At 34.5% G+C, this 13,954-nt stretch carries 12 protein-coding genes and 1 pseudogene; 3 read left to right on the forward strand and 10 right to left on the reverse strand.

Translation table 11 applies throughout. The annotated features are described in order from the left end of the window. Window positions 1–802 precede the first annotated feature (802 nt). Window positions 803–2,098 (forward strand): ISL3 family transposase, encoded by a 1,296-nt coding sequence (locus tag IGK77_RS15630; protein ID WP_438713050.1) that lies wholly within the window; start codon window positions 803–805, stop codon window positions 2,096–2,098. A 550-nt stretch (window positions 2,099–2,648) separates the two neighbouring features. Here IGK77_RS15630 and IGK77_RS15635 read toward each other — a convergent pair. From IGK77_RS15635 to IGK77_RS15645, 3 genes are all read right to left on the reverse strand, one after another. Next, window positions 2,649–3,425 carry a LytTR family transcriptional regulator DNA-binding domain-containing protein gene (locus IGK77_RS15635; protein WP_438713358.1) on the reverse strand — a complete coding sequence of 259 codons (777 nt, stop codon included), beginning with the start codon at window positions 3,423–3,425 and terminating at the stop codon, window positions 2,649–2,651. 11 nt (window positions 3,426–3,436) lie between these two features. Continuing rightward, on the reverse strand, window positions 3,437–3,961 hold the full coding sequence (locus tag IGK77_RS15640; protein WP_438713359.1) for a hypothetical protein: 525 nt from the start codon (window positions 3,959–3,961) through the stop codon (window positions 3,437–3,439). Between the two features lie 835 nt (window positions 3,962–4,796). Next, entirely contained in the window at window positions 4,797–5,003 is a 207-nt protein-coding gene (locus tag IGK77_RS15645) for a hypothetical protein (protein WP_438713360.1), read from the reverse strand. 782 nt (window positions 5,004–5,785) lie between these two features. On the opposite strand from IGK77_RS15645, the gene IGK77_RS15650 reads away from it, so the two are divergent. Then, entirely contained in the window at window positions 5,786–5,956 is a 171-nt protein-coding gene (locus IGK77_RS15650) for a transposase (protein WP_438713361.1), read from the forward strand. A gap of 553 nt (window positions 5,957–6,509) precedes the next feature. On the opposite strand, the pseudogene IGK77_RS15655 reads toward IGK77_RS15650, so the two are convergent. The 7 genes and pseudogenes from IGK77_RS15655 to IGK77_RS15685 all read right to left on the reverse strand — a co-directional run bounded on the left by IGK77_RS15655 (window position 6,510) and on the right by IGK77_RS15685 (window position 12,937). Further along, a pseudogene (locus tag IGK77_RS15655) lies at window positions 6,510–6,725 on the reverse strand (DUF2187 family protein). A gap of 67 nt (window positions 6,726–6,792) precedes the next feature. After that, entirely contained in the window at window positions 6,793–6,993 is a 201-nt protein-coding gene (locus IGK77_RS15660) for a cold-shock protein (RefSeq protein WP_086335682.1), read from the reverse strand. A gap of 342 nt (window positions 6,994–7,335) precedes the next feature. Then, window positions 7,336–10,332 (reverse strand): WxL domain-containing protein, encoded by a 2,997-nt coding sequence (locus IGK77_RS15665; RefSeq protein WP_438713362.1) that lies wholly within the window; start codon window positions 10,330–10,332, stop codon window positions 7,336–7,338. Between the two features lie 87 nt (window positions 10,333–10,419). After that, entirely contained in the window at window positions 10,420–10,554 is a 135-nt protein-coding gene (locus IGK77_RS15670) for a hypothetical protein (RefSeq protein WP_438713363.1), read from the reverse strand. Window position 10,555: 1 nt separating this feature from the next. Next, window positions 10,556–11,617, reverse strand: a complete 1,062-nt coding sequence (locus tag IGK77_RS15675; protein WP_438713364.1) for a DUF916 and DUF3324 domain-containing protein — start codon at window positions 11,615–11,617, stop codon at window positions 10,556–10,558. A 129-nt stretch (window positions 11,618–11,746) separates the two neighbouring features. Then, entirely contained in the window at window positions 11,747–12,568 is an 822-nt protein-coding gene (locus tag IGK77_RS15680) for a WxL domain-containing protein (protein ID WP_438713365.1), read from the reverse strand. Next, window positions 12,569–12,937: an LPXTG cell wall anchor domain-containing protein gene (locus IGK77_RS15685; protein WP_438713366.1), complete on the reverse strand. Its 369-nt coding sequence runs from the start codon at window positions 12,935–12,937 to the stop codon at window positions 12,569–12,571. Window positions 12,938–13,424: 487 nt separating this feature from the next. Between IGK77_RS15685 and IGK77_RS15690 the strand changes: the two genes are divergently transcribed. Beyond that, the gene (locus tag IGK77_RS15690) at window positions 13,425–13,610 is read left to right on the forward strand and encodes a hypothetical protein (RefSeq protein ID WP_438713396.1); all 186 of its coding nucleotides are present in this window, start codon (window positions 13,425–13,427) and stop codon (window positions 13,608–13,610) included. Window positions 13,611–13,954 lie beyond the last annotated feature (344 nt).

Here is a 13,954-nt window from a genome sequence, read left to right on the forward strand (position 1 = left end):
ATTTAAAAAATATATTAATATGGATGACTTTATTTAATTCATTTGCAACATCGAATTTTTGATAACTTTATTTTTACTATAATGACTGTTGGAGTTCTAAAGATCCAACAATTATATTTTTAATTTCGGTTGCGCTTACATTAAAATTTATAAAGAGACTTGAGCTAATTCCACATTCAACCTTTTTAAAGTCAACTCATTTCTTCGACAATTACACTTATTGTCTAACTACTAAAAACAACAGTAACAATAAAACATGTCTTTTTCAATTTCCTCCACTCCTTTGGTTTTAATTAATAAAATATAGAAGTTATTTTCTATATTTCTATCATGCTACATCCAAACAAATAAAAAATGCCTTTAACAACTTTTTTTGTCTCTTTTGCGCAAAATTTCATTTAAATATTTTGCCGTTTTTTTACAAAATAATATTTTTCAGAATGTTAATCTGCACGTAGAAATTTCAACAGAAATTGTACTTCACATTATCATCAAAAAACAATCAATTGATTTTCATAGTTTTGAAAGCATACCGATTTAAATTAATCAAACATATGACTTATAGTTACTTCAATTTTCTTTATTTTCTTGACAGAATTTATTAAAGCAAAATCTTAATTTTCCAAGATCAAGCCAGATCAAAAGAGAATCCATCGAAGCTTATTTGGCTCTATAATTTATGGGACTGATGAATCAAAATTGATTCTTCAGTCCCATTTTCATTTTAGGTATTAAAAAACATATCGTTCTCTAGTATGATTAAATCACCACAAAATAAACAACTGAGAGGACGATATGCTATATGAATGATTCTATCAAAAAAATGCTGAGATTAATAGATAAAGATTTGATGATTACTAAGATCTCTTACGAGATCTTTCATAAGGAAAAGACATTGGTCATTAATGCCATTCTCTCACCTGATCCTCGTACCTGTAGAAGTTGTGGTTCTACTGTGGTAGATGGAAACGGGAAAGCAATTGTCGTGAAAAATGGGAAGAAGGAAATCATTGTCCGCTTTGAACAATACAATCATATGCCAATGGTTATGCGCTTAAAAAAGCAACGCTATACCTGTAAAAACTGTCGAACCCATTGGACTGCTCAAAGCTATTTTGTCCGCCCAAGACATTCAATTGCGGATCATGTCAGATATAAAATTGCTTCTTTACTGACTGAAAAAGTCTCTTTATCTTTTATTGCGAAAAGCTGTCAGGTATCTTTGACTACCGTTATTCGTACATTGAAAGAGTTTAAAAGCTATTTACCAAAGCCCACTAAGAGGATTCTCCCCAAAGTATTGATGGTTGATGAATTTCGTTCGCACACTTCCATAGAAGATAAAATGAGCTTTATTTGCGCAGATGGAGAAACAGGTAATTTAATTGATATCTTACCTACGCGTAAATTACCTCGATTAACAAACTATTTCTTGGGCTGCATCAATCCAGAAGAAGTAAAATTCTTAGTCACAGACATGAACGCCGCCTACTTCCAGCTTACCAAACGCGTTCTGCCAAATGCGAAAGTAGTGATTGATCGGTTTCATATTGTCAAACACATGAATCAAGCTTTCAATGAGTTGCGTATCCGTGAAATGAATGAACTGCGTAAAGCAGGACAGAAAAGCCATGCAGAAAAACTGAAAAAGAACTGGCGCTTTCTGCTAAAAAATCGTGCAAACATTAACCACTATGAGTATAAAACATGGAAAAGTTTCCGAGCACCTAAATACCCATTTCTTACTGAAGCAATGATGATTGATCGATTGCTTAGCTTTTCTACGCCCCTAAAGGAGGCATATCCCTTTTTCCATGAATTAGTTGAAGCTTTTCGAGACAAAGACCCTGACTTGTTTTTCTCCTTATTGGCAGAACTTCCCGAAACGTTAGATGACGGCTTTCGTGAGAAACTTCAAAACCTTCTGACCTACGAAGAAGGCATCGCCAATGCGATGATTTATCCTTACTCCAATGGAAAAATAGAAGCAAAGAATACCCACATAAAAACGATGAAACGAGTATCCTACGGTTTTAGATCATTTGAGAACATGAAAATTAGAATCTTTTTGACCAATCGATTAATCAATGTTAGATAACAAAAAATCTGAGCCAGAATGAGGTTCATTCTGACCCAGATTTAATTTTTCGCAACTCATCAGTCCTTATTGACAAAGAGCCACTATTTCTTATCTATTAATAAAAATCAATGATTAATTTAAAATCCCCATTTTTAAATTAATATCGTGTAATTTTGTACTCTGAAGAACCCCCATGAATATTCCCGCTACGCACCTTTATCCTTTAGAATACGTTTACTACCACACTCCTTTTTTATTTTCAGCTAGCTTAATTAAATTTTAACCAATAGTAGACTACACTGCCTATCTTTTGTGCTTCGTTTCATGCCATTGAGGAAAATCATACTCGATCATATCCATTTTTCTATGCTTTTCTTTTATAAAAAACATGAGCATATAATCGTATACCCCTTTAGTTTATAGAGGCATATAGCATTTTCTTGAATATCACTTTCTCATTAATTGTACATATTTTCAGTGTCATAACTAACCAATTGACTGATTAGAATTCGAGAATATTTTCCTCATCGCCAACTATTAAGATACTTATTCGAATTATTTTTTACACTTATCTATGAAAGTCATTTTTTGAAAGATTCCAATAATTCTGCACGGCTTTTTCTACTTTTTTTAAAATTTTTTTTCCCACATATAAACGTCCCAAATTAGAGAATTCTATAAAACTATTACGACCATCAATTTTACGAATATGTAACAAATTCAATACATAAGATTTTAGCAGAAAAAAATCAGAAGTATTTTTCAACTTATTTTTGATATCGATTAATTTATAATTAACTAGAATCTCATTTTGTTTGCAGTTAAAACGCACACTCCCCTTATCTCCTGGAACTGACTCTATGTACATAATGTCAGAAATAGGCAAATTAAAATAATGACTCCCTTTTGACAGCTTAATTGTAATGAAAAGTTTTTCAAATTTTCTGAATTGTTCATGTATCCTGACTTCTACTAAAGTATCATGCAATACTTTTTCAAATTCCGCTTTGCTGAATCCTTTTTTAGGTATGTAATTGAATAACAAAATATTTTTTTGCAATGCTTCCAAGCAATATCTCGTATCTTCTGCGATAAAAATAATAAAACAATAATTATTTTGAAAACGAACATATTCCGCCAGCTTAAATACTGATTCTTTTTCATAAGAACTAAGGCCAATAATAAATAAATCATTGTCTGTAATCGAAAAATTTTTGATTGACGAAAGAATTTCATTCGTATTTTTGAATTTTTTCATAAAAACAGGAGTAAAGTACTCTATGATTACAGCATGTACGCTCTTATCAAAGAGTAGATGGTTATCCACTATCCATACATTTTTCACTGGTCATCTCCTTAATAGTCTTGATCTTTCTTTGTAACAGAAATAAATAAGTGATCAATTGTTTGTGTCTTAGTGTCTTTTGTAAAAATTGTTACTTTCTGACAAGCACATAAAGAAGCCTTTCCTAATGTATAGTTCCAAAAGGTTTTGTATTCTGTATGGTTGTCTAACTTAACTAGACTTATAAAATAATCGTAGGTACGTTCCTTCAACAGATATGTACACACTGTGTCTTGTAAAAAAAAACGCTGGAATTCCCTAGGATAAGAGGATGCATAATGACAAATGATATCAACTAATTCTCTTGTATTTTCAAATTTAAACTCAGCTATAAAAGAATCAAAGATACTTATAATATATTCATAAGTTGATTGTCTAAATTCAGCAATATTTTGAAATTCACGATAAATTGGTTGAGTGGAACATGTAATAAAATCTGCTAATTTTCTTGCCTTAAAATTGTCAAAACCTTCTTGGACAACAAAGTGATAGGCTCCTTCGAGTAAACATTCTCTAGAAAAAATTTTTTTTCTCACGATATTTTCCCTCCTAAAAGTAAACAACGAACTGGTCAACATTTTTTACACATAAATCGAATGTCCAATGAATCATAAGATAAAAATATACTCAGGTAAAAATTAAATCAAGTATCATCGATGCAAAGACTTCTGTAACAAAAGAATACCTACCGACTATAAAAATCTGCGGACTACAAAAATAAAAAATAATAAAACTAACACTAAGAAAATTATCATTGTTAAATTTGCTCCTTTCATAAAATAAAAGTAGGCTAAAGTTTTTATGGAAAATTCAAAATATCATAAATAGTTTCTTTCTCTTTTCTTAGATTATCTTTTTTAAAACATATCAGCTTAGTTTCTCATATTGATTGTTAACAATTAATATGATACTCGAAATAATTCCTCTCACTATCCTTTTAATGTTCTATACTATTTCTTTTATGCTTTCCGTTTTTTTCATTCGGATAAAAAGAGGAATGTAGTATATATTATTATTGAGTAACTATCTTAATTTCTATTAGCACTATTTTTTTGTGAGGAAACTAAAAAATAGCCATAATAGAATTACATGCACTGAAGCAAACTGGTTAAGAAGGATAGAACCATGGACTATGCTATTCTTATTTTAAATAGCATCTTCTAAAAGAGTTGTCTTTCTAAAAACCAAAACAGGGTGTTACCTCTTCACATCTATCGGTAAAGCTAGACAGAAAACGGCGAGACATTTGCCCGTTGATTCTAAAGCTAAACACAATGCACTGAAAAATCGTCCGATACTATCCAGTCTTCAAGAATCCTGTAAATAACGAGAATCGTTCTTTACAAACAGCTATATCTTTCATATAACTATTTAATTCAATCCCAGTCGCTCAATTTCAACGACGGTTTCAATTTTGGAATACAGAACCTCTATATCCCTAACCATTAAGTTCGTTTGATGAACAAATTTTCTATTTCCAAGATTGGCCCATGTACTGCCATCGATTAGATGAACCATAATCGCTCGTTGTAAAATCAATTGGGGCGAACAGGGCTTCATTCGTGTAGGCTTGTTCATTTTTTTATCACTCCTTCACTAACTTTCTCGAACAAATATCAGAAAACAAAGGCAAACAAAAAGGAGGAATTCCACATGTGTGAAATTCCCCCTTAATGACTGTAGTTGTCAACAACGCCCCATAACAGCTAAATTGATCGCTCGTTTGACACGCACTCCCCCACTGAATCAAACGTGTGAAAAAACGACTCGTATTAGTCCAAGACAATGTACAAATGCCCTCACTCACCTTCTAAAAAATCAGTTTTTAATACTGTTCCATAAAAAAGATTTTAAAAAATAAGTAAAAACAAATGAATACTACTCAGATGTTTGTTATAATTAGCAACGTTGTAGACATCGTCTACAATAATTAAGGAGCAATCCATTCAACATGTTGGATATGTTGTTTGGACCCTTTGACTCTCAACGACCTTTAAACTGATTGGCGTCAGTTTGAAGCGAGAGAGCTAAAGGTGCTCCTTTTTGTTTACCTTCATTTCAGAAACTAAAATATCTAGCTCCTTTTAAGCAAACAAAACCCAGTACTTTATTTAATTCTACTTAACGATAACATGCTTCTTGTACCTCTGGCAACAATAAAGTATTCTAATTTTACTATAACTATATTCCCTTTGAATAAAAACACTCTTTGATTCCTCTGATAATTCCTTATTCAATTTGAATAAGAACCGCGTACCAAGTGCTATTCTAATTAGAGATAATTCGTCTTAATAGTTATTCTAATTTAGACAATTTATGTTAAATATTTATCTTACAAATTTCCCAGTATTCATATCCCGATGGACATGGTACATGAGGTCTATTCTTTACGCTGGCAAATCGAGTTGCTTTTTAGAATCTGGAAATTAGTGTCAAAAATCAATAAAGTGAAGAAAATTAATGTTTATCGATTGAAATACCATATTTATAGTAAATTAATCGCATTATGGCTAACGATGACCACCATGTAGAAAATGCGAAAATTGTCGTATGAAAAGTAAAACAAAGAGCTGAGTGAATACAAGGCAATACGTGTTTTAATCCATTATTTGCCTGATTTCTGTCAATCTCTCATAAACAGAGTCAAGACGATTTACTAAGGCGTCTTCTAAACTTAGTCAAAATAAGTAGCTTGAAATCTAGAAAACGAGTCAAAAAGATTTGTCTGGATATTCTTAGTGTATTTTTTAAGTTAAAAATTGATAAAAGCCTCTTATGCTTATTTCCTCTGCCCATTTTAATGAAGCAGAAGCTAAAATACATCATTTACATAATTACTGGAAAAGGCAAATTGCTTCATGCGCGTAGAGAGGCCCTACGTATAGGGATAGCAATTAAGTCCTTGGGTTTCCTATCCAATCGTTTAAAGAAATCACATGACTTCCTCAAACCTTTATAAAGACAAATAATCATTAACCAATTAAAAAACTCTTACCAAAGTAAGAGCCTACGCATTTAAGTTAGTCCCATCAGTAAGTTCTGTAATGAATTTCATACTACCTTTTTCATCGAGCAACACTTGATTCAGATAGCTACTAAGTTTTTATAATTGATCACCGTTTTTTCTGAAGTAACGCTTACTTGGGCTATACTTAGAGTGACAACTACCGAATTCTTTAGAAGGGATACGATGGTTCCAATGACTTGTTTCTTGTTATGTTTAAATGATACCTATTGATTTTCTTTAAAAGCCAAGCCTTTGATCGATGGTTCTATTGGTTCCCACTGTCCAAAACTCATAATAATCTCCCCTTTTTAAGTATAAAAAAAAACCGCCTCAAGCAATTGAGACGGTTAAACAAATCATTTATGCTGTACAAATGTTAACGGCTTGCATGCCACGCTGACCTTCTTCTGTATCAAAGGTGACTGCTTGCCCTTCATCAAGAGACTTGTAGCCATCTGCTTGAATCGCAGAAAAATGAGCAAAGACCTCTTGACCATTCTCACCTGTTATAAAACCAAAACCTTTGTCTGCATTAAACCATTTTACTGTACCATTATTCATACTGTTTCCTCCTTGTGCATCTCTACGTATGCGTGTTGTTGCAATAAATGTTTGATAAGCAAAAGGAGAGTATAAATGGAAGCATAGCACTCTTAATACGTTTCAAAGTATATCACTACATTTAGTATACCACATAAAGCACCAAGTTACAATTTTACAAAATATATTATTTCTGTATATAGCTTTTCTATTTATAAATTACCTCTAAACCTCATTAAACAAATTCAATCAATAAACAAAAACGATAAATTCTCCATAGTAATCCATCAAGGAGAGTTAATTCCTTACTTTATCTATGAGAGATTCTAAAGACATAGTAAAAGAAAAAACGGTATTCTTTTTCTAATTATCAGGAACTGCACTTAATTCCCACGTCAGCTTTGTCGAATAACTAGTTGCTCCTGGATTCGCGCTTTTAGGTACATACAGACCGACACTTTTATTTGCCGTATTACTATCACCCAAACGATAGATCCACGTCCCGGTACCAGTTTCTCCTTTTGCTTGTATGAGAACTTTTCTTGTATTTGGCAAGATTCGCTGCACAGGTTCTTCCTGTAGTTCAGGGGTAGTTCCGCCTTGCGCTGTCACCAACTCTTGATTGAATAATTGGAGTTCAGATCCACTCAATTCATGTCCGCTTGCATTACTAAATTGCCCTTTCTGAGTAATTGATAATTGCCATCCATTACGTTCATTATCCGGTCGTCGATCACTGATCTGCACATAATTTGGCCTTTTCTCGTTCTCATTCACTGTTCCATCTGCATTTAATAATCGTTGCGGCTGCGCATAGTAAGTTTGATTGCTAACAGATATCCTTTGTATCCCGAACTTGAATTGAGAAACAAAGTCTAGGCTCAAGAGCCCTTGATCTTCTGGTATTTCAGGCTTATTCTCTGGGTCAACTCCAATTTGTGGATCTAGTGGGTCAACTGGCAGAACGGGTTTAGTATCTATGACTTCTTCATAAATATAGGTTACTGAAATCGGTTCTTTTGAAAATACTCCAGCCGCGTTTTCTGGAGTTTTTATCAAATTCCAACCATCAAATTCTTCTGAAGCTGTTATATAAGGATCTCCTACTATTCCTTCAATTATCTTTGGATCAGCTAACTGTTGTCCATCAACACTTTGATATGAAACTGTCACCGTACTAATAGTATTAGGTTCTACTACTGTGCTAGCTGTTGCTGTTCTTATTCCCAGAGTTGAAGTAGCTGTAACTGTATTTCCCCCAGTAAAATAGCTCCCCTCAGGTAACTTGTATATATACTCCCCCTTGTCATCTGCTTTTGTATGTCCAGTCTCCCCATCTATCCAACTAGCTACAGGAATAACTCTATCCCCTGAAAATTGTATAATACTACCAGGAGTTGCTTTTCCTGTTATAACGTGAGAATTCTCATTATTTTTATTTTCTGATAAAGAGTTGATCGTTAAATCTATCTCAGGGACACGATCGAAGTATATACGTGAAAACCCATTATGTGGATTTCCCGAAGCAGTAGTACGATAATTTGTTTGAAAGTCTATTGTTACTTGCGGATTTGAAAATATGGCAGAAATATTTGTAATTTCTCTACCACTATACGTGATAGTTGAAAGTGCTAGGTCTGACCAATTAAAATCAGGGTCATCACTGATATTAAACCCTTTCCGCCAAGCCGAGACATTTTGATAAAATGCACTAAAATAACCTGGATTAGTCATATTAATTAAATGCGCATTCTGATTATTACGTGAGTCTAAGTCTACTTTATTCGAGTCATTAAATTGGAATATTCCATTAGCACCTACATTAATCAAGTTCCTAACCCCAGTGCCATCCTCAACCTTGATTGAAAATTCTCCTGCTTTTCCAATATCAAATTCACTGTTTGCCCCAACAGCAACCACATCTCGGACGCTCGTTCCTTGGTTATTTAAACCAATATTAAGTGCACCGTAGTCAGAAACCTTTACTTTAGCATTTGTTCCCAAAGTCATTGCTGAAGTACGCATTTCGCCGTTAATATTAATGTTAAGCCTAGCATGATCTGATATTTCTACAGCTGTATTTGCAGTAAGATTTATCCCACCTCGTGTTGTATTTTCGAGTGTAGAAATATCCAATGAAGAAGATTCTTCTAGAATTAAATTTCCCTTTGCTAAACCTATAACATTGTATCCAGTACCGACTATTTCACCTGTATTTCCTAAAGTTTTTATTTCAACTTTCGCATTTTTTGCAAGCCTTGCATATGCTTCTTGCCCTGAAGTTTGACCAGTATTTCCTAAATACGAAGCTAAAATTAGGCCATTACCATTTTCAACCTCCATAATAGTTGTGCTATCTTCCTCAAATGTTGCCCGAAAAGCTTCAAGGCCAGATTGATTGGTCCATGTATTTTTTTGTCTTCCTGATATGGGAGAAATATAGCTATTAACTGAATAAAACTCATTGTTCCCTTTAAAAAACATGTCTGCTTGCCAGGAAGCAGTTAATTGTGAGCCTCTATAATAAACATCTTCGTAAGTTAATGTAGATCCTAATTTAGCAGTGTCTCCAATAGCAAACGGTCCGTATGCACTTTGTCCGTACATTTTAATATTTTTAATATATATATTTCTTTCAATGTTTACGTTAGCCGCCCAAGTATACCTGACGGAATTAAAATCAACTGTATGACCTTGACCGTCTATCACAAAATCAACTCTATTAGCTGGCGCGTTTCGTCTAGTATCGGTACCTAGATTGCCCGGATTTTCTATATTATTCGTTATTTTAATATAATCTGAATTATTTTTATAAGCTTCAGTGCCTGTAAAAGTATTCAATATAGCTCGATTTAATTCATCCCAAGTGCCAACCTCTACGACATTATTTGCATTCTTTTCTGACACACCTTCTGATAATGAGAAATTACGCTTTAAAGATTCTTTTTCTTTAGTACCTTCTGTAGATCCATCTAATTTATCAGTTGAATTTTCTAATGCTGTCTCACTTGAAGTCACCTCTTGAGTTGTATTTCCCATTTTCTCTAGTTCTTCTGTTTTCTTTGTTTCCTCCGAGGAAGTTGTTTCTTGTTCAGTTGTTGGTAGGCTCTCCTTTGTTTGAATATTAAGCAGCGTTTTTGATTCCCCAATAGCTATTTCATATTCCCCTTCATTTTCTACAATTAGAGGGATTGAAAAATTCTTTTGTGGGGAATTAGCCTGCACTTGCCACTGATTTTCTTCTGTATTCGTTAACTTAAGATCGGCAGGTAGCTCACCTTCTACTATACTGACTCCCTCAGGAAGGGTCACTATAAACTCGGAAACTTCTTGGTTGGCATGTAAGACTAAGTGGAACATTTTACTTACCGTATGTGGCTCTTGGCTCTCTTCGAATGAAAAAGTAGCCGCCTTTATTTCTTGCGTGCTTACCAACGGATCAAGCAATTATAGTTCTTTTGGTAGTTCCACAGTATTCTCGATGGCATATACAGGAATACTCGTTGAAATCACTGGGAAAAAGAGCGAAGGAAAGCAAAGAAGACTAGTACTTGCAATTACCATGGCCTTTTTTATGTTCATCTTACTTGTCCTCCTCGTCATTTTTAGCTGTTCGCTTCTTAATAAGTAACCAAACAATGACTAATAACAACAAAAGAATAAGACTAACCGCTACGACGATCCACAAATTGATGCTCGTATCAATGGTCACATCTTGTTGATTCAATGCTCGTGCTTCATCTGATTCGATCGTAAAGGCTCTTTCCCATTGCCATTCATCTTCCCCAGAACGTGCGGTCATTTTCAATAGATACTTGCCACTACGAAAGCGATCGCCCTCTAATGAAATCGGAAAATTGAAATTAGAGTTTGGCGCCATTTGCATCTGTTCTTGACTGGCTTGGTATAAAATTTCTTCTTCTCCCACTTTTTGAACCGTAGCTTCGACTTCTAAACGATTCACAAATGTCGGGGTGAAGTTTTGTAGATTCGCACTGATCACATTGCGGTAATTCAGTTGATCCGCAAAGACATCCAACAACTCTAAATCAGGTTTTACGGCGTCTTGGTTGTTGCTCAAAACCACACCGATGATATACGCAAACTCATTTTGGATGGCGACACCTTCTTCATCACTTGTTTCTTCTGTTGCTTCTTCTTTGACTTCTGACACTCGTAATCCACCCGCTAATAATCCTTCAAATTCTTCTGTAGGCATGTTCAAGTCAAGCGTAACGGTCTTTGTTTCATTTCCAGCAAGCTCAATGATTTCTGGTTGTTCAATCAACTCAGCAAGCGAATGCTTGAGCGTTGGATCTGCTTCTTCCGCATCTTGTCCGTATTCTACGACCCCCATCACGTTGGTATAAGCAGTATGTGGCGTAATTTTTATTTTCTTTGCTTCTGCGTTTGCGTTTTGTAGTTTCAACGTTAGCTTTTCTGTCGTATCTGGCACAAGATTTAATTGAAAATAACGATCATTTCCTGACTTTTGATTTTCTGAGAACTCGGGCGTTACATAAAAATTCAACGTTCCTTCTTCCGCTCCAACCAAGATGGGAGCCAGCAGGCTGACAAGCATAACGAGTAATACGATCCCCACTTGTTGGATTTTATTTTTTCGATATGTAATTGTCTTTTTCATAAACTTACCCCTTTCTTTAAAGGAAGTAGCGCTACAAAATTGTAACGCTACGCCATTCGTTTCTATGATCTAAAACAGTTTGCTTTCCCCAATTTCGAATCTGGATTATGCTTCGACATTTCCTTCTGGTTATTCTTCGTCTGCACCGTTACTACCAGGTGTATTGGATAATTCCCAAGTCAGTGTTGATTTGTATTGTGTCGCATCTTTTGCTGTAGAACCCGGAACAAACAATTGGATTGCATTGTTTGTTACTACTTCAACTTCATCGTTCGCCTCTTGTGCACCTAGGTCTGCTTGGTTCCCCCAAACAATCGAAGATGCACCCGCACCTTTGTCTTTTTCTGCGGTCATCACTGACACGGCAGACGCATTTGGCATCAATTTCAATCCATCCATATGAGCTACTGGCGCATTCCCAGGTGTGCTTCCTTCATACTGAATTCTTGGATTCAATAATGAAATCTCCGCACCGAGTAATGTGTCATTTACTGTTTCTTTCGTTGCTTTAAAATCTGTCATACGTACTTGCAGATCCCAACCCGCATTCGTTCCGCGGACATCTTGTACTTGCGCAAAACTGACATAAGGAACTTTGTTTTCTTCACCTGTAGTTCCCTTTTTTTGTTGTTTTTCTGCGATCATATTGTAGGTTTGGTTTTGATTAGAGATGACTTGTGAACCGAAATTCATTGTGACAGCTTTCACGATTGATAAAGGCCCTGTTGTTCCTGGTACTTCAGGATTAATTTCAACTTCCGGTTCTTTTTCTGGTGGATCAACGACTAGTTCTTCATCTTCATTGGCTGTGAATTCAATCGTTCCATCAGTTGTTACATTACGTACTTCTTTTGATGTGTTTTCGGATGTATCGTCTGCGAAAGCTGTGATGCCACCGGCAAAAATGGTGGATGTTAATGCTGCAATGGTTGCTACTCTAACTAGTTTCATCTATTTAAATCCTACTTTCTTTATTTGTATTTTTTTGTATACCCAAAACCAAAAGCCAAGTGTCATTATGACAAGTAAGAGGCCAAACATGGTCCAACTGTTCACCCGTTCTTCATTTGTTTTCGGTAATTTTCTGTACGTTTCACGCCTGACCTCTGATGGTTGTTGGATAATTTCTTTGGGTAAATCTGGTTTGATCGCTCCTTCGGGTGCAGGATCTGGTGTTCCATGTCTTTCATATACACCAGTAAAACCAATTGTCCCTTCGTTTTCGACCAAACGTACTTCTGCCCCATAAACCACTAGTGGCGCATAAACTTGAGTCAGTAACATACCTATACTTAGTATGTAACTTTTTTTGAGTTTCATATCCCTCCCCCTATTATCTTTCTCACAAGTGAATCTGTCTCAAAAATCTTCGTTTTTAAGGAGATAACAAAAAAAGACATCTGATAGCATCAGATGTCTTGAAAAAGTTATTAGATTAGGCTTTCTATTTTAAATGATAAATAACAAATACTCATTCTTAAAAACGAAGGTTTTTGAGAATATTTATGTAAGAATAATCCTATTTGGACATCTCTTACATTAACAACAATAACATTTTATATCTTTTAAAAAAAACAATTTTTTCATAGGGTAGCGAAAAAATTGTTTTTTCCTTTTTAGCGTCTTGTTTAAAACACAAAAGAATATTTTGGTATAAGGGCTTCTTTTCTGTCTAAAGGTGCAGTTTATCCCCTATTAATTCTTCACTCAATAACTATTTAGAGAAGATTGTAAATGGTCAAGGTAAAATGTAGGTTTCACTCAAAACTCCGATACGCTTTTTCATAAATTATTAGGAGGATAATCTGTGAGAAAAGATATCTATGAAGGAGTGTTATTACATATCATAAATAAAACAAAAGCAAACTATTCTCTTTTAGCGAAACAGTTTAAATATATTGAAACTTACTATAACACAAAACACATACACTCTGCCCTGGGCTATCAATCTCCTAAAGACTTTGAAAAAAATTCCACTTATTCTCTTAACTAAGTGTCCAGTTTTTCTTGACAATTCCAATTTCTCTAGTCGGTACTCGGTCTAACTATTGGGTCTCACTTCACTTTCCATTTGGTTCTTAGGTGCAGAATTATTGGAAAAGTCGCATCAAAGACCTCTTGATTCCATATACTCATTTCATCTATTTCTTCTTTCGAAGTATTTATCAAAAGCTTTCTTCCTTAATTAACAGTGCTCTTTCTGCCTAAATTGCTGTTTTCTTTCTTGCTTATAAAGAACTACAATTCTCATATTTGCTTTTGTCATTAATTTATCAGAATTTCATCACAAAAAGAAGAGCAATATGCCAGTAAGCCCGTAAATTTCATTTTCTTTCC

It is taken from the genome of Enterococcus sp. DIV0806c (assembly GCF_051710905.1).
Lineage (GTDB): Bacteria > Bacillota > Bacilli > Lactobacillales > Enterococcaceae > Enterococcus_B > Enterococcus_B mundtii.